This window comes from Pleomorphomonas sp. JP5, assembly GCF_023721815.1.
In the GTDB taxonomy this organism is placed as follows: Bacteria; Pseudomonadota; Alphaproteobacteria; order Rhizobiales; family Pleomorphomonadaceae; genus Pleomorphomonas.
The window spans coordinates 75,479-101,034 of sequence record NZ_JAMDLI010000021.1 but is presented as its reverse complement, the minus strand read 5'-3'; the positions used below and the strand labels follow the sequence as shown (position 1 = coordinate 101,034).

Here is a 25,556-nt window from a genome sequence, read left to right as displayed (position 1 = left end):
GATGGTCGGCGAGTTTGGCAAGGCCTTTTCAGATGGCGGCCTCGGCGGGCGAGTGACGCGGCCATTTGGCTATGCTAGAGCCAACCCGGCATCCGCAACAATCTGTTGCGGCAAAGATGCCATGCCGGGAGTCGTTGGGAAAATGACCTCCCGACATTCCGTTTGCGGATTGCTCGGTCCTCAGGCAATGAGAGGTCCGTCAGTCTCGATGAGCGAATGCGAGAGCATTTCGCAAATTGGTATCAGGTGTCCCGCTCCATGGCTTCCCACGCGACCGCCCGCCCGCTGATCGCTCGGAAATCCGGCCCTCTCAGGGGTCGCGTCCGTGTTCCAGGCGACAAATCGATCTCCCACCGCGCGTTGATGCTCGGCGCTCTCGCTGTCGGCGAGACGGTGATTACCGGTCTCCTCGAGGCCGAGGACGTCATGAATACCGCGGCGGCCATGCGCGCCTTTGGCGCCACGGTGATCCGCGGAGACGATGGTGTCTGGCGGGTGCGAGGTCTTGGCGTCGGCGGTCTGCTAGAGCCGTCCGGCATCATCGATTTCGGCAATGCCGGCACTGGCGTGCGCTTGACCATGGGGCTTGCCGCTGCCCAGCCGATCGCGGTGACCTTCACGGGCGATGCGTCCCTCATCAAACGCCCGATGGGCCGGGTGCTGGAGCCCTTGTCCGAGATGGGCGTGGAGGTCATCGCCCGATCCGGAGGTCGCCTGCCCCTCACAATGCGTGGGCCTCGCCTGCCCCTGCCGATCACCTACCGTTTGCCGGTGCCTTCGGCGCAGGTGAAGTCGGCCGTGCTGCTGGCCGGTCTCGGCACGCCCGGCGTCACCACGGTCATCGAACCGGTGTTCACGCGTGACCACACCGAGCGCATGCTGAAGGGGTTTGGCGCCGACATCGAGATTGTCGACGAGCCCGAAGGCGGCCGGCGGATCGCTCTCGTCGGTCGACCCGAGCTGAAGGCGCAGGCGATCGACGTGCCGACCGACCCGTCTTCAGCCGCCTTCCCGATCGTGGCGGCCACCCTGGTCGAAGGGTCCGACGTTACCGTCGAAGGCGTCCTGATGAACCCGGCCCGCATCGGGCTCATCGATACGCTCCTCGAAATGGGCGCGGATATCGAAGTGACGAGCGAGCGGAGCACCGGTGGCGAGCGTCTCGCGGACCTCAGGGTTCGCCATGCCGAGCTGAAGGGCGTCACGGTGCCCGCCGAGCGGGCTCCTTCGATGATCGACGAGTATCCCATCCTGGCCGTGGCAGCGGCCCAGGCCAGCGGCGAGACGCGCATGCCTGGCATCGGCGAGATGCGCGTCAAGGAATCCGACCGCCTCGCCGCCGTCGCAGCCGGCCTCCGGGTCAATGGCGTCACCTGCTCTGAGGGGCCTGACTGGCTTTCCGTTCGCGGTGGCCGGGTCGCCGGCGGTGGCCGGGTGGTCACCCATCTCGATCACCGCATCGCCATGAGTTTCCTCATTCTGGGCATGGTGGCGGGCAATCCCGTCAGCGTCGACGACGCGTCGATGATCGCCACCTCTTTCCCGACCTTTGAGGCGTTGATGGCCGGTCTCGGGGCTTCCTTCGAGGCTGCGGAGGTTGCCGATGTCTGAGGCGTCTCTCGAGCCGTCGCGGAAGCCGCCGCTCATCGCCATCGACGGTCCGGCGGCCGCCGGCAAGGGGACGCTGGCCCAGAGCCTGGCCGGCAAGCTCGACCTGCCCTATCTCGATACCGGCCTTCTCTATCGGGCCATCGGCAAGCTGATGCGGGACGCCGGTCAGGATCTCGACGATCCCACGGCGGCCACGAGCGTCGCCGAAAAGCTTGCGCCGGACGACCTGCGCCGGACCGATCTGCGGGGGCGTGAGGCCGGCGAGCTAGCGTCGCGCGTGGCCATACACCCCGGTGTTCGCGCCGCCCTCTTGGCCTTTCAGCGCGATTTCGCCCATGGTTCACGTGGCGCCGTGCTCGACGGTCGCGACATCGGCACGGTGATCTGCCCTGACGCCGACGTGAAGCTCTATGTCACCGCGAGTGCCGAGGTCAGGGCGCGACGCCGCACAGATGAGCTTCTCGCCAAGGGCAGGGCGGTCGAGTACGAAGCGATCTTGGCCGAGGTCAAGGCTCGCGACGCCCGCGATAGCGGCCGCGCCGAGGCGCCGTTGCGCCCGGCCGACGATGCCATCGTCATCGATACCTCGGCGCTTGGGCCGGCCGAAGTGCTCGCGACCGCGCTGTCGATCGTCGAAAACTGGCGCGAGGGGCGGCGTGTCTCCGCCGGAGGCGGCGAAAGGCGCTAAATTCCGCCTTTTTATGCCTTGAAGCGGTCGAAAACCTCCGCTATAGAAGCCCGACTTTCGGGCGGAGCCCCTGGCCCCGCCCGTGAAGCCGTTTATCCTCGTCCATTCGGTCGAAATCGCGTCGGCACCCTGCTTAAGGCCGGGTCAGGTGTTTCACCGGATCGGAGGGACGGGGCCACTCTTACCCGCCGACGCCGCCGGGCGATCCCGGCACCCCAGGAGTTTCAATGTCTCAACTCAATCCCACCCGCGAAGACTTCGCCGCGCTGCTCGCCGAGAGCCTCACCGCTTCGGACGTGGCCGAGGGCACCGTCGTCAAGGGCACCATCGTCGCCATCGAGAAGGACCTTGCCGTCATCGACGTCGGCCTGAAGGTCGAAGGGCGCGTGCCGCTCAAGGAGTTCGGCGCCAAGGCTCGCGACGGCGAGATGAAGGTCGGCGACACGGTGGAAGTCTACCTTGAGCGCGTCGAGAACGCGCTCGGTGAAGCGGTTCTGTCGCGCGACAAGGCCCGCCGCGAAGAGAGCTGGGTCCGTCTCGAAGTGGCCTTCGAGAAGAACGAGAAGGTGGTTGGCCAGATCTCCAACCAGGTCAAGGGTGGCTTCACCGTCGATCTCGATGGCGCCATGGCCTTCCTGCCGCGTTCGCAGGTCGACATCCGCCCGGTGCGCGACGTCGCCCCGCTGATGCACACGCCGCAGCCCTTCCAGATCCTGAAGATGGATAAGCGCCGCGGCAATATCGTCGTGTCGCGCCGCGTCGTTCTCGAAGAGACCCGCGCCGAGCAGCGCTCCGAGCTGGTTTCGAGCCTCGAGGAAGGCCAGATCGTCGACGGCGTCGTCAAGAACATCACCGATTACGGTGCGTTCGTCGATCTCGGCGGCATCGATGGTCTGCTGCATGTCACCGATATTGCCTGGCGCCGCATCAACCACCCGTCCGAGGTGCTGTCGATCGGCCAGCAGGTCAAGGTGCAGATCGTTCGCGTCAATCAGGAGACGCACCGTATCAGCCTCGGCATGAAGCAGCTCGAGAACGATCCGTGGGATGCCATCGAGGCCAAGTACCCGGTCGGCGCCAAGTTCTCCGGTCGCGTCACCAACATCACCGATTACGGTGCGTTCGTCGAGCTGGAGCCGGGCATCGAAGGCCTGATCCACGTCTCCGAGATGAGCTGGACCAAGAAGAACGTCCATCCTGGCAAGATCGTTTCGACCAGCCAGGAAGTGGAGGTCATGGTCCTCGAGGTGGATTCGGTCAAGCGCCGCATCTCCCTCGGCCTCAAGCAGACCCTGCAGAACCCCTGGGAAGCCTTCCTCGAGAAGTATCCCGTCGGTTCGGTGGTCGAAGGCGAAGTCAAGAACAAGACCGAGTTCGGTCTGTTCATTGGTCTCGACGGCGATGTGGACGGCATGGTCCATCTCTCCGACCTCGACTGGAGCCGTCCGGGCGAGCAGGTCATCGAAGAGTTCGGCAAGGGTGACGTCGTCAAGGCTGTCGTCCTCGACGTCGACGTCGAGAAGGAGCGCATCAGCCTCGGCATGAAGCAGCTCGGCGGCGACCCGATGGAGTCGGCTGGCGAGATCCGTCGCAACTCCGTGGTTACCTGTGAGGTGATCGAGGTCAAGGAAGCCGGTCTGGAAGTGCGGATTGTCGACACCGACATCACCGCCTTCATCCGCCGTGGCGACCTTGCTCGCGACCGCAACGATCAGCGCGCCGAGCGCTTCGCCGTTGGCGAGAAGTTCGATGCCCGCGTCACCCAGTTCGACAAGAAGACCCGCAAGGTCGGCCTGTCGATCAAGGCTCTGGAGATCTACGAAGAGAAGGAAGCCGTCGCTCAGTTCGGCTCTTCCGACTCGGGCGCCTCGCTCGGCGACATCCTCGGTGCCGCTCTCAAGGCCCGCCAGGACGGCGAATAAGCCGGCGCAAGCCGTTGTTTTTCCGACATGAAGGAAGGCCCGCTCGATGCGGGCCTTTTTTCTTGCTACGAATTATTACCATTGCTCCCAAGGTATCCTTGACGAATGCAAGCATCGGGGCAATATTAGTAACTGTCCACTCGATAAGAGTCCGGACGTCAAGACGGGCCTCAACCTTCGAGGCTTGCCGACCTCAAACGATGCTTGGCATCGCAAGGTCAGAAATGAGGGCGTCGCTGAACACGACGCCCTTTTTCTTTTCTGGGTCGTTTCGATGTCTGGATAGACTTGATCTCCACTTCTGGTGGAGTCGTCTTGGGCAACGGCGCCCCTTGTCGGTTTGCCTTGCCCGTTGATCGGCGGGCTGCTACCTCAGGACAATCGGAACCGGCAAGCGGAGAGGCGCCTGATGACCCTTGATGCAGATGCGATCGTGGAGCGGCGACGGCTGCGGCGGCGCCTGTACGTCTGGCGTGGCATCACCCTCGTGCTGGCCATCGGCCTCGCGGTGACTCTCGGACTTTTTGCGAGCGGCGGTCTGTCTGACAAGGGCGGGGCCCATATCGCTCGCGTCACCGTTTCCGGCATGATCCTGGCCGACGCCGGCCAGCGCAAGATGCTGAAGGACATCGCGTCCTCGGATGCGGTCAAGGCGGTGATCGTCTCCATCGACAGTCCCGGGGGCACCACGGTCGGCGGCGAAGAGCTTTACGACGGTCTGCGCCGCATTGCCGAGAAGAAGCCCGTGGTCGCCACCATGGGTACGCTTGCCACCTCGGCGGGCTACATGACGGCGATTGCCGCCGACCGCATTTTCGCCGAGCGCACGTCCATCACCGGCTCCATCGGCGTGCTGTTCCAGTACGGCAATGTCGGTGCGCTGATGCAGAAGATCGGTGTCGACGTGAAGACGATCAAGTCGGCGCCTCTCAAGGCCGAACCGTCTCCCTTTACCTATCCCGAGCAGCCGGGCGCCGCCGAGATGATCCAGCGCCTCGTCGATGACACCTACGCTTGGTTCGTCGACATTGTCGCCGAACGGCGCGGCATTCCGAGACCCGATGTGCTGAAATTGGCTGATGGGTCGATCTACTCCGGGCGGCAGGCGCTCGATCTCCGCCTTGTCGACGAGATCGGCGGCGAGGACGCGGCCGTCGCGTGGCTCGAGAGCGCCAAGGGGGTCGACAAGGGCCTCAAGCTCGTCGACTGGTCGCCCGAGCGGCCTTATGCCGGACTGGGGCTTGCAGACCGTGCCATGGCGGCGGTAGGACGCATGGTCGGCATCGATCTTTCGGCATGGAGCAGCGAAGGTCGGCTTGACGGACTCGTGTCCGTTTGGCACCCTCAAAGCTCGAGCCTTCAATGATTTTTTCCATTCGCTCAGCCGGCAGGGAGCTTTTCGCCCATGATCAAGTCTGAACTGGTTGCGCGTATCGCGGCGCAGAACCCGCACCTTTACCAGCGCGACATCGAGAACATCGTCAATACCATCCTCGGCACTGTCGTTGACGCCATGAAAAGTGGCGACCGCGTCGAGCTCCGTGGTTTCGGCGCGTTTTCCGTAAAGAGCCGTCCGGCCCGCACGGGACGCAACCCGCGCACCGGCGAGAAGGTGCCGGTGTCCGAGAAGTTCGTGCCCTTCTTCAAGACCGGCAAGGAAATGCGCGAGCGCCTCAACGACGGCAAGGTAAGCTGACCTCCGGTCGGCGCAGGAGTGACGCCCCGTGAAGACCTTTCTTCGGATCGTCGTTCTCGGCCCACTGGCCATCGTGGTGGTGGCGCTGGCCGTCGTCAACAATCAGCCGGTGACTTTGGTGCTCGACCCGTTCAACCCGTCGGCACCCTTCTTCTCGCTCACGGTGCCGCTCTACGTGGTGTTCTTCGCCGTGCTGGCGCTTGGGGTGCTGGTCGGTGGCGTCGGCTCCTGGTTCGGCCAGGGGCATGTGCGGCGTGCTGCGCGGCAGAGCCGCAGGGAAGCCGATCGCCTCAAGGCCGAGGTGGAGCGCCATCGGGCGGCCGACAGCTCCGATACGTTGAGCATCGGCGGCCCCGAGGCCGCGTGAGCGAGTTAGCGGCCTTCGGCTGAAGGGGACGGACTGTCTCGTGATCACATGCAAGTTTGAGGGTGGCCGCGAGGCGGCGCTGCGCCATGTGGTGACCGACAATATTGTCTTGCGCGGCGACGAGGTCTTGCTGGTCAAGCGCAGTCAGCGGTTGCTCGAAGGCGGCAAATGGGCCTTGGTCGGTGGCTTTGTCGAACGCGACGAGACGCTGCCTGAAGGCGCTATACGCGAGATTCTCGAGGAAACCGGATATCAGGTCCGCGACCTGACGCTATTGCGGATCGTCGACCGCCCGGACCGGCCGGGCGAGGATCGCCAGAACATCAGCTTCGTGCATTTTTGCAATGCGGCGGAGAAGGTCGGGGCGGCCGACGACGAGAGTGACGAGCAGCGCTGGTTTCCGCTTGCCGCTCTACCCTCGGCGTCCGAGTTCGCCTTCGATCATTTCGAGAGTCTGGAGCTTTTCCGCGCCTATCGACGCGAGCCTTTCGGCCTGCCGATCTACGGAAGTCGGGCGCGCTGAAAGGCGACAGCCTCCTGGCTTCAGTCTTCTTTGCCCGTTTCGAACTCCTGCGGATCGAACTCGTAGTGTGTCGAGCAAAACTCGCAGGTCACGCCGATCCGACCGTTTTCCACCATGTCCACGCGTTCGGCTGGCGAGAACGAGGCGATCATCGACCTGACGCTGTCGCGTGAGCAGCGACAACGCTCGACGAGCGGCTGCGGCTCGAACACGCGGGCGCCACGCTCATGAAACAGTCGATAAAGCAGCGTCTCGGCACTGACCGAGGGATCTGTCAGTTCGATATCTTCCACCGTGCCCGAAAGGCTCTGTGCCTCCACCCAGGCATCGTCCTCTTCGATGGCTGATAGAGCCCCCTCGGGGGCATCGCCAGGGTGCAGGTCGCGATGTCCTGAGCGTTCGGAGGACTCCGGAAGGAACTGCAGGAACAGTCCGCCTGCCCGCCAAGTACGGCGCGGTTCGCGCCCCGGATCGCGCGTCAGTACCTCGGCCACGGCCAGGCGGACACGGGTCGGGATCTGTTCGGACTGCAGGAAGTAGCCATGAGCCGCCTCTTCCAGTGACCGGCCGTCAAGCTCGACGATGCCCTGGTAACGGCTCATGTGGGTGCCCTGGTCGACCGTCATTGCCAGGTGACCGCAGCCGAGCAGGTCCTCCGGGCGGTCACGCCCGGCCGCAACGGCCGCCGCGACTGCGCCGGCATCGAAACGGGCGCAGGCGCGCAGAGCATCGGGGGCCTCGAAGTCGACGACCAGCATGCCGACCGGCCCGTCGGATTGCGTTTGCAGGATGAAGCGCCCCTGGAACTTCATCGACGTGCCGATCAGGGCGGTCAGAGCGACTGCTTCGGCGAGAAGGCGCGAGACGGCCGGCGGATAGTCATGACGGCCGAGCAGAGCGTCGATCGCCGGCCCGAGCCGCACGACGCGGCCTCGCACGTCGAGGGCATCGACGGCGAACGGCAACACGGCGTCATCGCCGGTCGCGGCCATGAGGGGGCGATCGACAGAGCTCATCAGTCCTCCATGGCTCCAAAGCACCAGGCCAGGATGCCCTTGTGGGCGTGCAGCCGGTTCTCGGCCTCGTCAAAGACGATCGACCGCGGCCCATCCATGATCGACGAGGTCACTTCGTCTCCGCGGTGAGCCGGCAGGCAGTGCATGAACACGGCGTCCTTGTCGGCAGCGGCCATCAGGCGGTCGTTCACCTGATAGGGCGTGAGGAGGTTATGGCGGCGGCGTTCGCCTTCCTCGTCGCCCATCGATACCCAGGTGTCGGTGAAGATGGCATCGGCGCCATCGACGGCCTCGAAGGGGTCGTTGGTCACTTCGATCCTGCCGCCGTTGGCGCGCGCCCAGTCGATCGGCGCCTGCGCCGGGGCGAGTTCCTTGGGGGTCGCGATGCGCATCGTGTAGCCGAAGCGGGCCGCCGCATGCACCAGGGAGTTCAGGACGTTGTTGCCGTCACCGGTCCAGGCGAAGGTCTTGCCCGCCACCGAGCCGCGATGCTCTTCGTAGGTCATGATGTCAGCCATGACCTGCGTCGGATGGCTGACTTTCGTCAGGCCGTTGATCACCGGCACGGTGGCATACTCGGCCAGCTCATGCAGGGCGTTGACATCGAGAATGCGGATCATCATGGCGTCGACATAGCGCGACATGACGCGAGCGGTGTCGGCGATGGTCTCGCCGCGGCCGATCTGCATCTCGGCGCCGGTCAGCATGACGGTCTCGCCGCCAAGCTGGCGCATGCCCACGTCGAACGAAACGCGGGTGCGCGTCGACGGACGCTCGAAAATCATCGCCAGCACCTTGCCGGATAGCGGGCCGACGCCCGGGCGGCAGCCGTTCACCTTCGACTTGAGATCGCGGGCGCGGGCAAGGATGGAGCGAAGCTCGTCGCCGGAGAGGTCGGTGAGGTCGAGGAAATGCTTCGGAGTATGGTCGGTCATGTCTGTTGTCTCGCTCAGGCCGACTTGGCGGCGGCCACCCCAGGGGCGGCGGAAGAAGCTGCGGTGAGGGCGGTCGCGGCGGCGTCGATGCGCTTCACCGCTTCCAGGATCTCCTCATCGCTGACGATCAGCGGCGGCAGCAGACGCACGACGCCGTCACCGGCTGCGATGGTCAGCAGGTGCTGGTCGCGGAAGGCGGCGTTCATCTCTGCCACCGGGCGCTTGCACTTGAGGCCGATGAGCAGGCCTTCGCCGCGCACGCCTTCAAAAAGGTCCGGATGTCGATCGATGATGGCGGCCAGCGCCTGCTTGAAGCGGAGGCTTGCGGCGCGTACCCGCTCGAGGAAACCGTCGGCCAGAACAACATCGAGAACGGCATTGCCGACAGCCATCGCCAGTGGGTTGCCGCCGTAGGTGGTGCCGTGCACGCCGGCCTTCATCGCGGCGGCCGCTGCCTCGGTGGCGAGGCAGGCGCCGAGAGGGAAGCCGCCGCCAATACCCTTGGCCACGGCCATTACGTCGGGCGTGACGCCGGCCCACTCATGGGCAAAGAAGCGGCCCGTCCGCCCGTATCCGCACTGAACCTCGTCGAAGATCAGAAGCAGGCCGTTGTCGTCGCAGATCTGCCTGAGCGCCCTGAGGCTCTCGGACGGAATGACACGCACGCCACCCTCGCCCTGGATCGGTTCGACCAGAATGCCGGCGGTTTCCGCCGTCACCGCCGCCTTGACGGCCGCGATGTCGTTGAAGGGAACCTGATCGAAGCCGTCGACCTTTGGTCCGAAGCCTTCGAGATATTTCTCCTGACCACCGGCGGCGATGGTCGCCAGGGTGCGGCCGTGGAAGGCGCCTTCCATGGTGATGAAGCGATAGCGCTCGGGATGACCGTTCGCCCAGTGATAGCGGCGCACCGTCTTGAAGGCGCATTCGAGAGCTTCGGCGCCCGAGTTCGTGAAGAAGCAACGGTCGGCGAAGGTGTTGGCGACCAGCCGCTCGGCCAGCCGCTCCTGATCGGGAATCCGGAAGGCGTTGGAGACATGCCAGACCTTCTCGGCCTGCGCCTTCAGCGTCTCGACGAGATGCGGATGGGCGTGTCCAAGGGCGTTGACGGCGATACCGGATCCGAAGTCGAGCCAGCGCTCTCCTCGGCTGTCGATGAGCCAGGCCCCCTCGCCTCGTTCGAAGGCCACGTCCGCGCGCGAGAATGTCGCATAGAGCGGAGAGGTGGAACCGGGGGCGGTCATGACAGTTTCCTTTTCAGTGATAGGGGTTTTCCTGCGGGCGCCGGTGCCGATAGCGCGAGGCCGGCGAATGAAAAAAGCAGGCCGCGCCCCCGGCATCTCGGCGGCGCGGCCTCTCGCAAGGCGGCTCTATACCACGGGAAACGCCGGATCTGTCAAGGTTTTTGAGCTTTGACCGCCCGAAATTGAAGCAGTCCGACAGGCATTTCCGGCTCGAGCGAATCAGATGGAGAGATGGCGGTTGAACGGAAACGCCGGCGCCACGATATTTGTTGAAAAGTCGTAAAGCGCCGCAGGGCGTGACTCAGTGGTCATTGCGCCGGAGAGAATGCCCATTGTAGCCTAGATGTCGTCGCCACGAGATATCGTGGCGGGACGCTTCAGCGATACAATCGCATGTGTTTTGCGTTGCCGGACCAATAGGTGGACCGGGCGTGTCCCTAGGGATTCCCCGGGTGATGCGGCGAAGAGAGGATGAGAAGATGTCCTGGACCGACGAACGTGTCGAGCGCCTCAAGACGCTCTGGTCTGAAGGGTTGAGCGCCAGCCAGATCGCGGCTGAACTCGGCGCCGTGACACGAAACGCGGTGATCGGCAAAGTGCACCGGCTGGGATTGTCGGGCCGGTCGAAGCCGCAGGTACAGCCGGCACGCCCGACTGTTGCCGCTCCGCCGCGCGTCAAATCAGCCAGTCGTCCGGTTGCCCAAGCCCAGCCGGCGAGCCGGCCGACGGCGCCTGTTCGTCCGATCACGATTGGCGCCACGGCTCTCAAGGCGGACTCCCAGGCCGAAGAGGCATTGGCAATGGCTCCGGTCACCGAGATCGAACCGCCGGTGTTCGAAAAGGTGACCATCCTTTCCTTGACCGAGAGCACCTGCAAGTGGCCGGTGGGCGACCCCGGCAAGCCGGACTTCTTCTTCTGCGGCCGCAAGTCGGAGGTCGGTATCCCCTATTGCGCCTTCCATGCCCGGATCGCCTACCAGCCGTCGGCCGAGCGCCGCCGCGAGCGCGATCGCAAGGCGGCCGGCTGATCGTCGGTCGTGGTCGATGAGAACACGGTCAGGCTAAGGGGGCATCACCTCCTTTGCCTCCTGACCTACAAGGGGCTCGGCTATTCGCCGGAGTTCGTGGCTGGAATGACGGCCACCGCCGCCAGGCTCGTTGCTGGCTCGATCGCCGAGATTGTCGAAGGCCCCGACGATATCTGCGAGCCTCTTTGCCGTACCGAGGAGCATCCCCACTGCCACGAGGCAACGGTGCCCGAGCGTGACCGGCGAGCACTTTCCCTTGTTTCCAAGCTGCTCGACAGACCGCTCAAGCCCGGCGATCGTCTCGTTCTCGACGAACGGCTTCGGGCACGCTTTCGGTCCGCTTACCACGACGGTGCGTTTGAAGCGGCTTGCGCTCTTTGCGAATGGCAACCGCTTTGTCGCGACATTGCCGCTGGCGGCTACAAGGGGACACTGTTCCGGTCGGCACTCGACCCAGCCTAGTGGTTCGACCGAGACATTTGCGTCCGCGTGACACAAGCCTCAGAGCAAATGTCTCGGTCATAAGCTCCACTGGAGCAGGCCCGGCGAAACCTGGTTCGCCAACATGCTATCCCTTTGTTTTTACACAACTCTGATACGGCGTCGGTGCCAGCCTTTGCAAGGGGGGGGGCTAGGGTTCCGTGACCGCGCCGGTTACGGCCTCCAGACGGAACGCCGCGGCCAGCAGTGCCTGGGTGTAGGGCTCCTTCGGCGCCGCAAACACCTCGGTGGCCGGTCCCGCCTCCACCACCTTTCCCGCTTTCATGACGATGAGATCGTTGGCCAACGCCCTTACCACCTTCAGATCGTGGGAAATGAACATGTAGGCAAGGCCATGCCGCGCCTGCAGGTCACGCAAGAGATCGACCACCTGGGCCTGGACACTCATGTCGAGGGCCGAAGTAGGTTCGTCGAGCATGACGAACTTGGGTTTCAGTACCATGGCGCGAGCGATGGCGATGCGCTGGCGCTGCCCGCCGGAGAACTCGTGTGGGTAGCGGTGGCGCGTTTCGGGGTCGAGGCCGACCTCGGTGAGGGCCTCCACGACACGGGCATCGCGAGCCAACGGGGTGAGGGCCGGTTCATGCACGGAAAGCCCCTCTCCGACGATGTCGGCCACCGTCATGCGCGGAGAGAGTGAGCCGTAGGGATCCTGGAAGACGGCTTGTACGTCGCGCCTGAGCGGCCGCATGGCACGGGAATCAAGCTCGTCGATGCGGCGGCCAAGCACCACGATGGGCCCCTGGGAGGAAATGAGGCGAAGAAGAGCAAGGCCGAGCGTCGTCTTGCCCGAGCCGCTTTCGCCGACCACGCCCAGCGTTTGACCGGCCCGCAGCTTGAGGTCGACGCCATCGACCGCCTTGACGTGGCCGACGGTGCGGCGAAGGAACCCGGCCTTGATCGGGAACCAGACACGCAGTTGCTCGGCTTCGACGATGACCGGAGCCTCCAGCGAGGCAGCCGGTGGCTCGCCCTTTGGCGCCGCCGCCATCAGGTGGCGCGTATAGGCGTGCCGCGGCGCGGCGAACACCTCCGCCGTCGGCCCGGCCTCGACCACCTCGCCACCAGTCATCACCACCACGTCGTCGGCAAAGCGCTCGACGATGCCGAGGTCATGGGTGATGAACAGGATGGCCATGCCGTGCCGTGCCTGCAGCGTCTTCAACAGGGTCAGGATCTGTGCCTGAACGGTGACATCGAGGGCGGTGGTTGGTTCGTCTGCGATCAGGAGGTCGGGCGCGTTGGCGAGCGCCATGGCGATCATCACCCGCTGGCGCTGGCCGCCGGAAAGCTGGTGCGGATAGGCCGAAAGCCGGGTCTCCGGATCAGGAATGCCGACTTCGTTCAACAGTTCGATCACCCGACGGCGCACGTTGGCGTCGCCGCTGGCGCCGTGCAGTTTCAGGATCTCGCCGATCTGCCGCTCGATCGATTGCAGCGGGTTGAGCGAGGTCATCGGCTCCTGAAATACCATGGTGATGTCCGCGCCACGGATCTTCCTGAGCTCAGCTTCGTCCGCTTTCAGGAGGTCGCGTCCCTTGTAGAGGATCTCGCCGGAGGGATGCCGGGCGGCCGGGTAGGGCAGCAGGCGAACGATCGACAGGGCCGTCACCGACTTGCCCGAGCCGCTTTCGCCGACGACGGCCAGCGTCCGGCCCTTCTCCAGATCGAAGGAAACGCCGGAGGCGGCAAGCATTTCGCCATGCTCGTGGCGAAATGCGACGGAGAGGTTGCGGACGGAGAGGAGGGTGCCGCCGGTGGTATCAGTCATGGCAGGCCTCACTCGAACGTCTTGCGTGGATCGAAGGCGTCGCGCACCGCCTCGCCGATGAAGATCAGCAAACTCAGCATGACGGCGACCACACAGAAGCCGGTGATGCCGAGCCAGGGCGCGAAAACGTTGGTCTTGCCTTGGCGGAGCAGTTCTCCAAGAGACGGGTAGCCCGCCGGCAGCCCAAAGCCGAGATAGTCGAGCGACGTCAAGGTCGTGATGGAGCCATTGAGGATGAAGGGCAGGAAGGTCAGCGTCGCCACCATCGCGTTGGGCAGAAGGTGCCGCCACATGATGGTCAGATTGCCGACGCCGAGCGCCCGCGCCGCGCGCACGAACTCAAAATTGCGGGCTCTCAGGAACTCGGCGCGCACGACGCCGACGAGATGCGTCCATGAGAAGGCGAGCAGGATCAACAGCAGCACCAGGAAGGACGGCGCGATCACCGAGGAGACGATGATCAGGAGATAGAGCGTCGGCACAGCGTTCCAGATCTCGATGAAGCGCTGCATCAGGAGGTCGGTGAGGCCACCGTAGTAGCCTTGCACGGCGCCGATGGCGATGCCGACGAACGAGGAAACCACAGCCAGCGTCAGACCGAACAGAACGGAGATGCGGAAGCCATAGAGGGCGCGGGCAACGACGTCGCGACCCTGATCGTCGGTTCCGAGCCAGTTCATGTTGCCGAACACGCACTCCCTGTCGTTCACGCCTTCGGCATAAGCGGAGCAGCGCTCGGCAGGTGACAGCAGGAAGGCGGGCGGCGAGGGCGCTGGCGTCGGCGCGTCGGTGTTGGGCGTGTCGAAGGAATAGCGGATTGGCGGCCAGAGCATCCAGCCGTTGCTCTCGATCTCGTCGCGATTGAAGGGATCCCGATAATTGGTGATCGCGAGGAAGCCGCCGAACTTTTCCTCCGGGTAGTCGACCAGCACCGGGAACAGGATCTCGCCCTTGTAGGAGACGACGATAGGCCGGTCGTTGGCGATGACGTTGGACAGAAGCGTCGCCACGAACAACACCAGAAAGATCCAGAAGGACCACCAGCCCCGGCGGTTGGCCTTGAAATTCTGCCATCTGCGACGGTTGACGGGCGATAGCCAGGGGCGCCTTGCTGCGGGAAGGGCGTTCATGGACGTCATACCTCCCGGCTCTCGAAATCGATGCGCGGATCGATCCACATGTAGGTGAGGTCTGAGAGGATGTTGATGACGAGGCCCATCAGCGAGAAGACGTAAAGGGTCGCGAACACGACGGCATAGTCGCGATTGATCACCGATTCGAAGGACAGCAGCCCGAGACCGTCGAGCGAGAAGATCGTCTCGATCAGCAGCGATCCGGCAAAGAAGGAGGCGATGAAGGCGCCTGGGAAGCCGGCGATGACGATCAGCATGGCGTTGCGGAACACGTGGCCATACAGCACCTTTCGCTCCGAAAGGCCCTTCATGCGCGCCGTCAGCACATACTGTTTGCGGATCTCGTCGAGGAAGGAGTTCTTGACCAGCAGCGTCGTTGTGGCGAAGGCGTGCGTTGCCATGGCGAGCAGGGGCAAGGCCATGTGCCAGAAATAGTCCAGGATGCGCTCGGGCCAGGCCATGGCGCTCCAGCCCTCGGATGTCAGCCCGCGCAGGGGGAAGATCGACCAGAACGACCCGCCTGCGAACAGCACGATGAGCAGGATGCCGAACAGGAAGCTCGGAACGGCATAGCCGACGGCAATGACGAAGGACGTCCAGACGTCGAAGCGCGAACCGTCGCGCACGGCCTTGGCGATGCCGAGCGGAATGGAGATGCCGTAGGAAAGAAGCGTCATCCAGAGGCCGAGCGAGATCGAGACCGGCAGCTTTTCCTTGATGAGGTCGATCACCGAAATGGAGCGGAAATAGCTCTCGCCGAAATCGAAGCGGGCATAGTTCCACAGCATCAGGCCGAAGCGTTCGAGCGGCGGCTTGTCGAAGCCGAACTCTTTCTCGAGCTTCTTGATGAACTCGGGGTCGAGCCCTTGTGCTCCGCGATATTTCGAGGTGATCGCCTCGCCCGACATCTGGTCGGGCGACTGTCCCCCGAGGTCGGCGCCGGCGCCTGTGAAGCGATCGGTGGCGCCGATGTCGGTGCCCTGCAGCTTGGCGATCACCTTCTCCACCGGCCCGCCGGGGGCGAACTGCACGACGGCGAAGTTGATGGCCATGATGCCGATCAGCGTCGGAATCATCAGGAGGAGGCGTCTGAGAATGTAGCCTGCCATGAAGCGGAACCTCGTCTCGACGTCGTCAGCGGGAAAGGCCGGCCGCCGAAGCCACGGCTGGGTCGTACCACCAGACATCGGGGAAGCCGACGGAGTATTTCGGCAGGGCCTCCGGATGGCCGAAGCGCTTCCAGTAGGCGTAGAAGCTGTTCTTCGAATAGAAGAGCGGGATGACGTAGTTGCCCGCAAGCAGCACCCTGTCGAGTGCGCGCGTCGCGGTCACGAGCGCTTCCCGGTTCTCGGCGTAGATCACCTTTTCGATCAGTGCGTCGACGGCCGGATTCTTGATGCCGGCGGTATTACGCGAGCCGGGCAGGTCGGCCGCCTTCGATCCCCACATCTCGCGCTGCTCGTTACCCGGCGACAGCGATTGGCCCCAGACATCGACCGTCATGTCGAAATCGAAACTCCGCGTGCGGTTCAGGTACTGGGCATCGTCGACGAGGCGCAGGTCAAGGTCGATGCCGATGCGACCCAGTGCCTTGGCAAAGGGGGAGATGTAGCGTTCGTCGAGCGAGCTGAAGGTGAGGTACTCGATACGGAAGGGCTCCCCCTTGGCATTGCGCATCTTGCCGTCCCGGATAGTCCAGCCGGCTTCGGCGAACAGCGCGACCGCCTGCTGGAGGTTCTCGCGCACCGCCTCGGGCGTACCTCCAACCGGGTTGGCGTATGGGGTGGTGAACACCGCGGGCGGCAACTTGTCGCGCAGTGGTTCCAGGAGCGACAGCTCGCCTGGACTCGGCAGGTTCTTGGCAGCCAGCTCGGTCCCGAAGTAGAAACTGTCGATACGGTCGTAGAGATTGAAGAAAACCGTTCGCTTCAGCGTCTCGTAGTCGAAGGCGAGATTGAGCGCCCGACGAACACGCGCGTCCTGATACTTTGCCAGGCGCAGGTTTGGCACGAGCGCCTGCATGACGCCCGAGGCGTTGCGCGGGAAGGTCATGGTCACGACCTTGCCTTCGTTTTTCGCCGGGAAGTCGTAGCCGGTTGCCCACATCTTGGCCGAGCGTTCGGCACGGAAATCGTACTTGTCGGCCTTGAAGGCCTCCATCAGCACCGTTGGGTCGACGTAATAGTCATAGATCAGGCGGTCGAAGTTGTTGGACCCGATGGAGACCGGCAACTTCGCTCCCCAATAGTCGGGATCTCGAACCAGTGTGACGCGCCGGCCAGGGTCGACGGCCGTCACCTTGTAAGGGCCTGAGCCGAGCGGCGGCTCCAAAGTCGTCTCGCGAATGTTGCGCTGCTTTCCCGAGGCGTCCTTGCCCTGCCACCAGTGCTTGGGAAGCACGTAGAGCTGCCCGAGAATATGCGGCAGCTCACGGTTGCCTGGCGCATCGAATGTGAACCGGACGACCCGGTCGTCGGTCGCCTCGGCCTTCGTCACATGACTGTAGTAGCTGCCAAAAAGAGGGTAGATCTCCTTCAGCGTGTCGAACGACCAGATGACGTCGTCGACCGTCACAGGCTCGCCGTCCTGCCAGCGCGCCTTCGGATCGAGCCGATACTCCGCCCAGGCGAAATCGCTGGGGTAACGCATCGCGTCGGCCAGAAGCGGATAGGTGGCGGAAATGTCCAGCTCGTCCAACGACGCCGTGAAAAGCGACTCGTAAGCGGAGGCGACCGAGGTGGCCGGAGTTCCCTTGGTGCCGAGAAAGAGGTTGGTGCTGTCGAAGTTGCCTTCGACGCCGAACCGCGCCTCGCCCCCTTTGGGAGCGTCGGGGTTGACGTAATCGAAGTGGGCGAAATCGGCGGCATAGTGCGGTTCGCCGCCCAGCGTCGTCGCGGTTCGCCACTCCGGTTCTTCGGCCCGCACCGCCGTACTGGCCAGAAGCGGCAGGAGAACGGAGAGGACGGCGATGTGGAGCCGGCCAGGGAAGCTCAGGGCAAAAGGTCGAATCATTGGGCGTCCCCGCGCATTTGAAAACGCCCTGAAATTTTCATCATTGCGGCACGAAGGCAATGGTTTCGCGAGACCGCATGCTTTTCGAGTCCTCCTGGACAAAGGACGATCGCGGCGAAAATGGCGTTTGAGCGCGCGGTTGTTGGGATGGGAAGATAGGCTTCTGTGAAATCCGCCTCTTGCATTTTGCCGGCAACACCGCGATATGTGGCTCGGGAGGTTGGCAGTGGACGAACCACTCGCCAACCGGGTCAGGTCCGGAAGGAAGCAGCCCCAACGAGCCTCGGCTCGGGTCACTCGTCGGCCTCCCACCCTTCTTTTCCCAGGTTGCGAGCATGCCGGACACTCTGACGCCTGCCGATCAGACGGCCGCCTCGCCCTACAGGGTTCTTGCCCGCAAGTATCGCCCTCAGAGCTTTGCCGACCTGATCGGCCACGGCGCCATGGTGCGCACGCTCGAGAACGCCTTCGACACTGGTCGTATCGCGCAAGGGTGGATGCTGACCGGCGTTCGCGGCGTCGGCAAGACCACCACTGCCCGCATTCTCGCCCGCGCCCTCAACTATGAGATTCCAGGCGAGATCGACCGACCCACCGTGCACATGGATCGCGAGGGCACCCACTGTCGCGCCATCATGGAGGGGCGGCACGTCGACGTCATCGAGATGGACGCCGCCTCGCATACCGGCGTCGACGACGTGCGCGACATCATCGAGGCGGCTCGCTACAAACCGGTGTCGGCCCGCTACAAGGTCTACATCATCGACGAAGTGCACATGCTGTCGACGCAGGCATTCAACGCGCTTCTGAAGACGTTGGAAGAGCCGCCGGAGCATGTGAAGTTCGTCTTCGCCACCACCGAAATCCGCAAGGTACCGATCACGGTTCTGTCGCGCTGCCAGCGCTTCGACTTGCGTCGCGTGCCGACCGGCGAGCTTGCCGCTCATATCGAGCGCATCATCGCTTCGGAAAAGGTTACCGCCGACCCTGAAGCCGTGGCGCTGATCGCCCGCGCCGCCGAGGGGTCTGTGCGCGACAGCCTGACCATTCTCGACCAGGCGATCGCCCACGGCGGCGGCCACGTCTCGGCCGATGCGGTTCGCGGCATGCTCGGCCTCGCCGACCGGGTGCGCGTGGTCGACCTCTTCGAGGCGGTGATGAAGGGCGACGTCGCCGGCGCGCTTTCGATTCTGGCCGACCAATACGATACGGGCGCCGATCCGGCGGCGGTGCTGTCCGATCTCGCCGCTTTCGTGCATTTGGTGACGCGCCTCAAGCATCTGCCCGAAGGGGCGACCGACCTGTCGCTGACCGAAGCCGAGCGGACGCGTGGTCGCGACTTCGCCGAGAAGCTTTCGGTGCGCATTCTCTCCCGCGCTTGGCAGTTGCTGCTCAAGGGCATCCAGGAGGTGCAGACGGCGCCACGGCCGCTGCCGGCCGCCGAGATGGTGCTGGTCCGGCTCGCCTACGCTGCCGATCTACCGACGCCTGACGAAGCGTTAAAGATGCTGAGGGAAGGTAGCTTTCCTGGGATGAACCCGCCGGGGGGCGGTCTCCCGGGCGGAGGAGATGGAGCGCGCGCGCGTAGCGCCCACGGATTTGGCGGAGCCGTCGCCCGTCGCGCCGAACCCGAGCTTGCGGCCGGTCCACGTCTCGACAGTTTCGAGGCGGTGGTGGCGCTGGCCGAAAGCAATCGCGACATCGGTCTTAAGTTTGCGTTGGAGCGGCACGTCCGGCTCGTCCGCTTCGAGGATGGGCGCATCGAGTTCTCTCCCGTCGAGGGGGCTAATCCGGGTCTCGCCGGTGAAATCGGCCGAAAGTTGACCGGCTGGACCGGACGCCGCTGGATCGTCGCCATTTCCCGCGAGGAGGGGCGCCCGACGCTTGCCGAGATGCGAGAAGTCCGCCGGCGCGAAGCCGTGGACGATGCGCTGGCCGATCCGGTGGTCGCGGCCATCTTCCGTCTGTTCCCCGGGGCCGAGATCGTCGACGTCAAGTTTGAAGACGAACCAGAGCCGTTGCCGGCAGGTCCCGCCGGCGGTGGCGCGACCTTCGAGGATACCGGCGACTGGACCGAAGGCTTCATCGATGAAATGCCCGATCCCGGCTTCGGTGACTTCGACGATTGATCCGACGCCGTTGACAAGGGCGGCCGGAGCGGCCATCTGGCGACAAGACTGATCCACCGGGAGAAGAGACATGTTCGGCGACATCGGCAAGATGATGAAGGAAGCTCAGGCGCTTCAGGCCCGCATGGCCGAGGCGCAGGAGGAAATCGCCAAGACTGAAGCTACGGGGACCTCCGGTGGCGGCCTCGTTTCGGTCACGGTCACCGGAAAAGGCGAAATGAAAGGGCTTCGCATCGATCCTTCGCTCATGAAGCCGGAGGAGGCCGAGATCGTCGAGGATCTTATCGTTGCTGCCTTTACTGACGCGAAGTCGCATGTCGACGCTCTCGTCGCCGAGCGCATGCAGGCGGTCACCGGCAAGCTGCCGCTGCCCCCCGGCTTCAAGCTGCCCTTCTGACAGGTTTGGTGACGCACGGGTTTTTCGGACGGTCTGGCCGTTTCGGAGCCCGTGCTTTGAGCGGAGATCGCCTTGGCCCGACGCGTGACAGGACCGGAAATCGAGCGGCTGATCCAGCTGCTTGCCCGTCTGCCCGGCCTCGGGCCGCGCTCGGCCCGTCGCGCGGCGCTGCAACTCGTCAAAAAGCGCGAACAGTTGCTCGCCCCGCTGACCGACGCCATGCGCACCGTCCACGATCATGTGCGCGTCTGTTCGGTTTGCGGCAATGTGGACACCGCTGATCCCTGCACCGTCTGTACCGATCCGACACGGGACGGCTCGGTGATCGTCGTGGTGGAGGACGTTGCCGACCTCTGGGCACTGGAGCGGGCCGGTGCCGTCAACGCCCGCTATCACGTTCTCGGCGGTGTGCTGTCGCCGCTCTCCGGCATCGGGCCTGACGATCTCGACATCGCCGGCCTCGTCGAGCGGGCATCCGATCCGGCGGTCAAGGAAGTGATTCTCGCCGTCAATGCCACCGTCGACGGCCAGACGACCGCGCACTACGTGACCGATCGCCTCGACGGCCTCGACGTCAAGGTGACGCGCCTTGCTCATGGCGTACCGGTGGGCGGAGAGCTCGACTATCTGGACGAGGGCACGCTGACGGCGGCCATACGCTCACGTACGCCGTTCTGATTGCGGCGCCGAACGAGGCGCGAGCGTCCGAAAGCCGAGGCCGGCAACTGGCGGCATTTGGCGGTGGTCCAATAAGGCCGGCTTGACTTTAGCCGATCGAATGCCGATCTTTCCGGACATGGAACCGCGGACCAACCACCTCCGAGTGCTTTGCAGGATCTATCCCGTCGCGGGATACTGATCTCACGGTCCCGCATGTCGCGCGCAGGCCGTGAGGCTCTGCTGCCGGTTTTCCAGCCGCCATCGCTGCGCGACACCTACCCCCAGCTTTCTCAAATCAGGTCCGCCTGAGAGCGGCCCTTTTTTCTTTTGGAGGAATGAACATGACAACAACCACACGCCGGCGTCGCTTGCCGGCCATCACGCTCGCCCGGTCGGATCACGAGCGTCTTGCCAATCTCGCCGATGCGCTCGCCGATCGCGATCCCAAGGCGGCCGACCAGTTGGCCGCGGAGCTCGATCGGGCGCGCGTCGTCGCGGACAATCGACTGGCGGAGGGGACGGTGCGTATGGGCGCGGTCGTGCGCTTCAGCCTGGATGGAGCCGAGCCGAGGACCATTCGCCTGGTTTACCCGGGCGAGGCGGACATCGAGCAGGGGCGCATTTCCGTGTTGACGCCGGTTGGAGCCGCACTGATCGGTCTGACTGCCGGACAGAGCATCGATTGGGCGGATCGCGATGGCAAGACGCGCCAACTGCAGGTGCTGGAAGTTGGCGTGGAAGATCTGGCGACGGCATCGTGAGGGCGGCGCGCCGCCCTCACGCGGGACTGGATATCAGATGATGCCTTGGGCGCGCATCGCCTCGGCAACACGGATGAAGCCGGCGATATTGGCGCCCAGCACATAGTTGCCGGCCACTCCATACTCGCGAGCCGTTTCGGCGCAGCGATCATGAATGCCGCTCATGATTCCGGCCAACCGCTCGCGCGTGGCCTCGAAAGTCCAGCTGTCACGACTGGCATTCTGCTGCATCTCCAAGGCCGACGTGGCAACGCCGCCCGCATTGGCGGCCTTGCCCGGACCGAACAGGACGCCGGCTGCCTGGAAGGCATGCACCGCTTCCGGGGTCGACGGCATGTTGGCGCCTTCCGCGACGGCGATGACGCCATTGTTGATCAGCGTGGCGGCATCGCGGCCGGAGAGTTCGTTCTGCGTTGCGCAGGGCAACGCGACCTCGCAGGGCACATCCCAGATGCTGCCCTTGTCGGTTGGAACGAAATGGGTCCCCTTCTGTTTCAGTGCGACGTAGTCCGAGATACGGGCCCGCCGCACTTCCTTGATTTCCTTTACCAGATCGAGGTCGATGCCCGCCTCGTCGACGATGTAGCCGGAGCTGTCGGAGCAAGCGATCACCTTGCCGCCGCGGCGGATGGCCTTCTCCATGGCGTAAATGGCTACGTTGCCTGAGCCGGAGACCACCACTTTCCGGCCTTCAAGGTCGGCGCCCCTGGTGGCCAGCATGGCGCTGGTGAAGTAGACGGTGCCATAGCCGGTGGCTTCCCGCCGAACCAGGGAGCCGCCATAGCTGAGCCCCTTTCCGGTGAACACACCGGCCTCGAAGCGGTTGGTGAGGCGCTTGTACTGGCCGAACAGCCAGCCGATCTCACGCCCGCCGACTCCGATGTCTCCCGCCGGTACGTCGGTGTGTTCGCCAACGTGCCGGCTGAGCTCGATCATGAAGGACTGGCAGAAACGCATGATTTCGCCCTCCGACTTGCCTTTGGGGTCGAAATCGGAGCCCCCCTTGCCGCCGCCGATCGGCAGGCCGGTCAGGGCATTCTTGAAGATCTGCTCAAAGCCCAGGAACTTGATGATACCCAGGTTGACCGAGGGGTGGAAACGCAGTCCCCCCTTGTAGGGGCCAAGCGCAGAGTTGAACTGTACGCGGAAGCCGCGATTGATGTGAACCTGGCCACGGTCGTCGGTCCACGGGACCCGGAATATGATCTGGCGCTCGGGTTCGCAGATCCGCTCGATCAAGGCATCGGCCAGATAGTCCGGATGCTTGACCACCACATGGCCGAGGCTTTCCAGCACTTCGCGTACAGCCTGATGGAACTCCGATTCCGCCGGGTTGCGGCTCAGCACTTCCGACAGAACTGGAACCAACTTCTCATCGATCGAAACCAACTGCGACTTCCTTCGTTTCACGCCAGCTCTCTTTCGAGAGCCGGACATTGTGGCGCTGCGATCGGGCTGCTTTCGCCCGACGGCCTTGGCCGCCGTTGCAAAGGAAACGTCGCTCTCGCTGTAATCGCAACCTTTGCGAGTACAGACAAAAGGCACCGAGGCACCTTGTGCGAGGCCAATGATGTGTCCCGTGTCTCCGAGAACAAGAAAGTGCCCAATCTAGAGGCACTGTGATGAAGAGAAAATCAAGATGCAAGCCGAGGTGTGGGCATTATAGGAGCATTCGCCCAAAAAATGTCGCGACCCGCATGGGAGAAGGCGTCGCACGGCCAAACGCTCGCCATCACCCGGGAGCAACACACAAGGTTGCCGAGTATTGGTGGTCGATATTTATATCTAGTCAGTTAGGTGCCGGATAGACGAAGCGGGACCTCAAGGGCATGCCCGTTTCTGGCCGAAAACGTCACCACGCCGCCACAAGCTCTCGCCAGCCCCTCGATCAGCAGGCGTCGTTCGGCCGCGGCTGCTCGCGCTTCGGCATCCCCCACGATGGGCTCCCTGCCCGACTGGCGAACCGTAGCGATAAGGCGGCCGGACGATGCTCTGAGCGAGACGGTTGCCACGCCGCCCGCCGCCGCCGCATCACCGGCTTCAGCGAGGAAGCCTTCGACAAGGTCGGCATAGAGCGTTGGGCTGGTCTCGATCGGCAGCGGCAGCGAGGGGGCAAGGAAAGTAATGTTGCCCCCTGCCCCGGCTCTGAGGTCTTGCTTCTTCACCGCATCGACAAAGAAGGGGATGGCGTCGAAGCGCTGAACACCGGCACCGAACCGGCTGGCGGCCTCCAGGTCGGCAATCGAGCGAACGAGGGCGGCTCGCCTGGCCTCCTGGTCCGCCATCCGGTGGCGGCCCCGCTCGGGGCGAAGCGCGAGTCCGGTAGCGTAGAGGTTGGACATCAGTTCCCTGAGCATCGCCGCCGCGTCGCGGCGCGGGGCCTGACGCCGCGGGAGCAGCGTCGAGAAAACCCTGTCGAGCGTTGCCACCGCCAGATCGCTCTTGGTGAGAAGCCCATCGGCGCCGGCCCGGCGGCCGATCAGTTCGATGTCGTCATTGTCGAGCGCCGAGGTCAGGATCACCGGCACGTCCGCAACCTGCTTGATCTCGTCGATCAACGCCATGGTGGTGCATCCGGCCATCCAGAACTCGCATAGCACGACATCGCAAGGCTGGCGCGACAATGCGGAAAGCGCCGCCTCTCGGGTGCCGGCGGCCACGAAAGTGGCGGCGAAGCTGGGCAGCGCGCCGACGAGGCGGCCGATCAGGAAAGTATCCTCCGGCGTATCGCCAATGTGAAGAACGGTGATCGCCCGCCGTTCCACGCCGGTATCCGACGCGTCGACTAGGCGGAGTCGCCGTATCGCCGCGTCTTCGATGACTGGAATGAACGGCCCCGACAGTCGAGCCATGAACGATCCTCTTCCCTCTCCGGCCCCGGCTATCGAATCGCATCTTCACCGCGGACATTGAAAAATATGCAGGAAACTGCGAAAAAAGTAGTTAACGAGCCGTTAATTTCCCCTACTGGCTGAAAATGTGCACATGAATTTCAGTGGGCATGGCCTTGACGGACATTTGCGTCTCCTCGGTATCGCCCCACTGGAAAAGCAAAGCCAAACGGGCGATAGAGAAGTCTCGCTTCCGGTACCCCCGAAAAGGTGCCGATAGGATCCGAGGAGTTCTCAATGTCCATTCTGGTGACCGGTGGCGCCGGCTATATTGGCAGCCACATGGTGCATGCCCTCGTCGATCACGGCGAGAGCGTTGTCGTGCTCGACAACCTTTCGACCGGCTACGACGCCGTCATTCCCGGTGCGGCGACGCTGGTCGTCGGCGACATCGGCGACGGCGATCTGGTCGACAAGCTGATCGCCGATCACGGCATCACTGCCGTCGCCCACTTCGCCGGGTCGATCGTGGTCCCCGACTCGGTGACCGATCCGCTATCCTACTATGAGAACAACACGGTCAAATCGCGCTCGCTGATCGCGGCGGCCGTGCGCGGCAAGGTCAAGGCTTTCCTGTTCTCCTCGACGGCTGCCGTCTATGGCGAACCAGGCGTCGATCTGATCGACGAGACGGTGCCGCTCGGACCGGTCTCGCCCTACGGCTCGTCCAAGTGGATGACCGAGATCATGCTGCGCGACAGCGCCCTTGCCTATGGCTTCCGCTACGCGGCACTGCGCTATTTCAATGTCGCCGGAGCCGATCCGAAGGGTCGCACGGGTCAGTCGAGCAAACGCGCCACCCATCTCATCAAGATCGCCGCCCAGGCTGCCCTCGGCCAGCGCGACGGCATGGACGTGTTCGGCACCGACTATCCCACGCCGGATGGGACCTGCCTCAGGGACTATATCCACGTCAGCGATCTCATCGAGGCGCATGTCCTTGCGCTCAAGCACCTGATGGATGGTGGCGACACGTTCGTCGCCAACGCGGGCTATGGCCGTGGCTTCTCGGTGCTCGAGGTGATCGACGCAGTGAAACGCGCATCGGGCGTGGACTTCCCCGTCCGCATGGCGCCGCGCCGCGCCGGCGATCCGCCGTCGCTGGTTGCCGATTCGAGCCGGTTGCGCTCCATCACCGGCTGGCAGCCGAAGCTCGACGATCTCGACACCATCGTCAGCCACGCCCTGGCTTGGGAAAAGTCACTGGCTGGCCGAAATATCCTGCGCTGAGTCAAACGCGTCACGCCCGGCCAGTCAAAGGCCGGGCGTCC

23 protein-coding genes and 1 other RNA gene are annotated in these 25,556 nt (G+C 64.1%); 15 read left to right on the top strand and 9 right to left on the bottom strand.

The features are described 5' to 3' along the window. Positions 1-258 precede the first annotated feature (258 nt). From aroA to M4J40_RS18350, 7 genes are all read left to right on the top strand, one after another. Complete coding sequence (gene aroA, locus M4J40_RS18380; RefSeq protein WP_251755867.1) at positions 259-1,611, top strand: 3-phosphoshikimate 1-carboxyvinyltransferase; 1,353 nt, start codon at positions 259-261, stop codon at positions 1,609-1,611. Then, positions 1,604-2,299 (top strand): (d)CMP kinase, encoded by a 696-nt coding sequence (cmk, locus tag M4J40_RS18375; protein WP_251755866.1) that lies wholly within the window; start codon positions 1,604-1,606, stop codon positions 2,297-2,299. The genes aroA and cmk overlap by 8 nt, the downstream gene beginning before the upstream one ends. Before the next feature lie 227 nt (positions 2,300-2,526). After that, on the top strand, positions 2,527-4,221 hold the full coding sequence (rpsA, locus tag M4J40_RS18370) for a 30S ribosomal protein S1 (RefSeq protein ID WP_251755865.1): 1,695 nt from the start codon (positions 2,527-2,529) through the stop codon (positions 4,219-4,221). 409 nt (positions 4,222-4,630) lie between these two features. After that, positions 4,631-5,587 carry a signal peptide peptidase SppA gene (gene sppA / locus M4J40_RS18365; protein WP_251755864.1) on the top strand — a complete coding sequence of 319 codons (957 nt, stop codon included), beginning with the start codon at positions 4,631-4,633 and terminating at the stop codon, positions 5,585-5,587. Between the two features lie 39 nt (positions 5,588-5,626). Further along, entirely contained in the window at positions 5,627-5,917 is a 291-nt protein-coding gene (gene ihfB, locus M4J40_RS18360; protein WP_100081969.1) for an integration host factor subunit beta, read from the top strand. A 28-nt stretch (positions 5,918-5,945) separates the two neighbouring features. After that, on the top strand, positions 5,946-6,284 hold the full coding sequence (locus M4J40_RS18355; RefSeq protein WP_251755863.1) for a lipopolysaccharide assembly protein LapA domain-containing protein: 339 nt from the start codon (positions 5,946-5,948) through the stop codon (positions 6,282-6,284). A gap of 40 nt (positions 6,285-6,324) precedes the next feature. Beyond that, positions 6,325-6,807: an NUDIX hydrolase gene (locus tag M4J40_RS18350; protein WP_251755862.1), complete on the top strand. Its 483-nt coding sequence runs from the start codon at positions 6,325-6,327 to the stop codon at positions 6,805-6,807. Positions 6,808-6,827: 20 nt separating this feature from the next. Here the strand turns inward: M4J40_RS18350 and M4J40_RS18345 are convergent, their stop codons facing one another. Genes M4J40_RS18345 through M4J40_RS18335 form a run of 3 tightly spaced genes read right to left on the bottom strand, consistent with a single transcriptional unit; the run spans position 6,828 to position 10,002 of the window. Continuing rightward, positions 6,828-7,823 carry an Hsp33 family molecular chaperone gene (locus M4J40_RS18345; RefSeq protein ID WP_251755861.1) on the bottom strand — a complete coding sequence of 332 codons (996 nt, stop codon included), beginning with the start codon at positions 7,821-7,823 and terminating at the stop codon, positions 6,828-6,830. Beyond that, positions 7,823-8,758: an ornithine carbamoyltransferase gene (gene argF, locus M4J40_RS18340; protein WP_251755860.1), complete on the bottom strand. Its 936-nt coding sequence runs from the start codon at positions 8,756-8,758 to the stop codon at positions 7,823-7,825. The genes M4J40_RS18345 and argF overlap by 1 nt, the downstream gene beginning before the upstream one ends. Before the next feature lie 14 nt (positions 8,759-8,772). Continuing rightward, entirely contained in the window at positions 8,773-10,002 is a 1,230-nt protein-coding gene (locus tag M4J40_RS18335; protein WP_251755859.1) for an aspartate aminotransferase family protein, read from the bottom strand. Between the two features lie 479 nt (positions 10,003-10,481). Between M4J40_RS18335 and M4J40_RS18330 the strand changes: the two genes are divergently transcribed. Continuing rightward, a complete protein-coding gene (locus tag M4J40_RS18330; protein WP_251755858.1) occupies positions 10,482-11,030 on the top strand; it encodes a GcrA family cell cycle regulator in 549 nt (182 codons plus the stop codon). A 9-nt stretch (positions 11,031-11,039) separates the two neighbouring features. Continuing rightward, positions 11,040-11,492: a DUF1284 domain-containing protein gene (locus M4J40_RS18325; protein WP_251755857.1), complete on the top strand. Its 453-nt coding sequence runs from the start codon at positions 11,040-11,042 to the stop codon at positions 11,490-11,492. 169 nt (positions 11,493-11,661) lie between these two features. On the opposite strand, the gene M4J40_RS18320 is transcribed toward M4J40_RS18325, so the two are convergent. From M4J40_RS18320 to M4J40_RS18305, 4 genes are read right to left on the bottom strand one after another with little or no spacing between them, the layout of a single operon-like run. Next, positions 11,662-13,302 carry an ABC transporter ATP-binding protein gene (locus M4J40_RS18320; protein ID WP_251755856.1) on the bottom strand — a complete coding sequence of 547 codons (1,641 nt, stop codon included), beginning with the start codon at positions 13,300-13,302 and terminating at the stop codon, positions 11,662-11,664. An 8-nt stretch (positions 13,303-13,310) separates the two neighbouring features. Then, complete coding sequence (locus M4J40_RS18315) at positions 13,311-14,441, bottom strand: ABC transporter permease (RefSeq protein WP_251755855.1); 1,131 nt, start codon at positions 14,439-14,441, stop codon at positions 13,311-13,313. Continuing rightward, entirely contained in the window at positions 14,438-15,544 is a 1,107-nt protein-coding gene (locus M4J40_RS18310; protein ID WP_251755854.1) for a microcin C ABC transporter permease YejB, read from the bottom strand. Before M4J40_RS18310 ends, M4J40_RS18315 begins: the two co-directional genes overlap by 4 nt. Before the next feature lie 25 nt (positions 15,545-15,569). Continuing rightward, complete coding sequence (locus M4J40_RS18305) at positions 15,570-17,447, bottom strand: extracellular solute-binding protein (protein ID WP_251755853.1); 1,878 nt, start codon at positions 17,445-17,447, stop codon at positions 15,570-15,572. Positions 17,448-17,662: 215 nt separating this feature from the next. Here M4J40_RS18305 and ffs point away from each other — a divergent pair. The 5 genes from ffs to rnk all read left to right on the top strand — a co-directional run bounded on the left by ffs (position 17,663) and on the right by rnk (position 21,394). Further along, positions 17,663-17,759: signal recognition particle sRNA small type (gene ffs / locus M4J40_RS18300), an RNA gene on the top strand. Between the two features lie 23 nt (positions 17,760-17,782). Further along, positions 17,783-19,576: a DNA polymerase III subunit gamma/tau gene (locus M4J40_RS18295; RefSeq protein ID WP_251755852.1), complete on the top strand. Its 1,794-nt coding sequence runs from the start codon at positions 17,783-17,785 to the stop codon at positions 19,574-19,576. Positions 19,577-19,646: 70 nt separating this feature from the next. Next, on the top strand, positions 19,647-19,973 hold the full coding sequence (locus M4J40_RS18290; protein ID WP_251755851.1) for a YbaB/EbfC family nucleoid-associated protein: 327 nt from the start codon (positions 19,647-19,649) through the stop codon (positions 19,971-19,973). 72 nt (positions 19,974-20,045) lie between these two features. Then, positions 20,046-20,651, top strand: coding sequence for a recombination mediator RecR (gene recR, locus M4J40_RS18285; RefSeq protein ID WP_251755850.1), 606 nt, complete (start codon positions 20,046-20,048; stop codon positions 20,649-20,651). A 323-nt stretch (positions 20,652-20,974) separates the two neighbouring features. Further along, complete coding sequence (gene rnk, locus M4J40_RS18280; RefSeq protein ID WP_251755849.1) at positions 20,975-21,394, top strand: nucleoside diphosphate kinase regulator; 420 nt, start codon at positions 20,975-20,977, stop codon at positions 21,392-21,394. Between the two features lie 33 nt (positions 21,395-21,427). Here the strand turns inward: rnk and gdhA are convergent, their stop codons facing one another. Continuing rightward, positions 21,428-22,783, bottom strand: a complete 1,356-nt coding sequence (gdhA, locus tag M4J40_RS18275) for an NADP-specific glutamate dehydrogenase (RefSeq protein ID WP_251756069.1) — start codon at positions 22,781-22,783, stop codon at positions 21,428-21,430. Between the two features lie 404 nt (positions 22,784-23,187). Then, positions 23,188-24,246 (bottom strand): two-component system response regulator, encoded by a 1,059-nt coding sequence (locus M4J40_RS18270; RefSeq protein WP_251755848.1) that lies wholly within the window; start codon positions 24,244-24,246, stop codon positions 23,188-23,190. Positions 24,247-24,522: 276 nt separating this feature from the next. Here M4J40_RS18270 and galE point away from each other — a divergent pair, with 276 nt between their 5' ends. Beyond that, positions 24,523-25,515 (top strand): UDP-glucose 4-epimerase GalE, encoded by a 993-nt coding sequence (galE, locus tag M4J40_RS18265; RefSeq protein WP_251755847.1) that lies wholly within the window; start codon positions 24,523-24,525, stop codon positions 25,513-25,515. The last annotated feature ends 41 nt before the right edge of the window (positions 25,516-25,556 follow it).

What these genes read in the sequence shown, in the direction of transcription:
- aroA (WP_251755867.1), top strand. Translation starts at nt 259, where the DNA reads ATGGCTTCCCACGCGACCGCCCGCCCGCTGATCGCTCGGAAATCCGGC.
- cmk (WP_251755866.1), top strand. Translation starts at nt 1,604, where the DNA reads ATGTCTGAGGCGTCTCTCGAGCCGTCGCGGAAGCCGCCGCTCATCGCC.
- rpsA (WP_251755865.1), top strand. Translation starts at nt 2,527, where the DNA reads ATGTCTCAACTCAATCCCACCCGCGAAGACTTCGCCGCGCTGCTCGCC.
- sppA (WP_251755864.1), top strand. Translation starts at nt 4,631, where the DNA reads ATGACCCTTGATGCAGATGCGATCGTGGAGCGGCGACGGCTGCGGCGG.
- ihfB (WP_100081969.1), top strand. Translation starts at nt 5,627, where the DNA reads ATGATCAAGTCTGAACTGGTTGCGCGTATCGCGGCGCAGAACCCGCAC.
- M4J40_RS18345 (WP_251755861.1), bottom strand. Translation starts at nt 7,823, where the DNA reads ATGAGCTCTGTCGATCGCCCCCTCATGGCCGCGACCGGCGATGACGCC.
- argF (WP_251755860.1), bottom strand. Translation starts at nt 8,758, where the DNA reads ATGACCGACCATACTCCGAAGCATTTCCTCGACCTCACCGACCTCTCC.
- M4J40_RS18335 (WP_251755859.1), bottom strand. Translation starts at nt 10,002, where the DNA reads ATGACCGCCCCCGGTTCCACCTCTCCGCTCTATGCGACATTCTCGCGC.
- M4J40_RS18330 (WP_251755858.1), top strand. Translation starts at nt 10,482, where the DNA reads ATGTCCTGGACCGACGAACGTGTCGAGCGCCTCAAGACGCTCTGGTCT.
- M4J40_RS18320 (WP_251755856.1), bottom strand. Translation starts at nt 13,302, where the DNA reads ATGACTGATACCACCGGCGGCACCCTCCTCTCCGTCCGCAACCTCTCC.
- M4J40_RS18315 (WP_251755855.1), bottom strand. Translation starts at nt 14,441, where the DNA reads ATGACGTCCATGAACGCCCTTCCCGCAGCAAGGCGCCCCTGGCTATCG.
- M4J40_RS18310 (WP_251755854.1), bottom strand. Translation starts at nt 15,544, where the DNA reads ATGGCAGGCTACATTCTCAGACGCCTCCTCCTGATGATTCCGACGCTG.
- M4J40_RS18305 (WP_251755853.1), bottom strand. Translation starts at nt 17,447, where the DNA reads ATGATTCGACCTTTTGCCCTGAGCTTCCCTGGCCGGCTCCACATCGCC.
- M4J40_RS18295 (WP_251755852.1), top strand. Translation starts at nt 17,783, where the DNA reads ATGCCGGACACTCTGACGCCTGCCGATCAGACGGCCGCCTCGCCCTAC.
- M4J40_RS18290 (WP_251755851.1), top strand. Translation starts at nt 19,647, where the DNA reads ATGTTCGGCGACATCGGCAAGATGATGAAGGAAGCTCAGGCGCTTCAG.
- rnk (WP_251755849.1), top strand. Translation starts at nt 20,975, where the DNA reads ATGACAACAACCACACGCCGGCGTCGCTTGCCGGCCATCACGCTCGCC.
- M4J40_RS18270 (WP_251755848.1), bottom strand. Translation starts at nt 24,246, where the DNA reads ATGGCTCGACTGTCGGGGCCGTTCATTCCAGTCATCGAAGACGCGGCG.
- galE (WP_251755847.1), top strand. Translation starts at nt 24,523, where the DNA reads ATGTCCATTCTGGTGACCGGTGGCGCCGGCTATATTGGCAGCCACATG.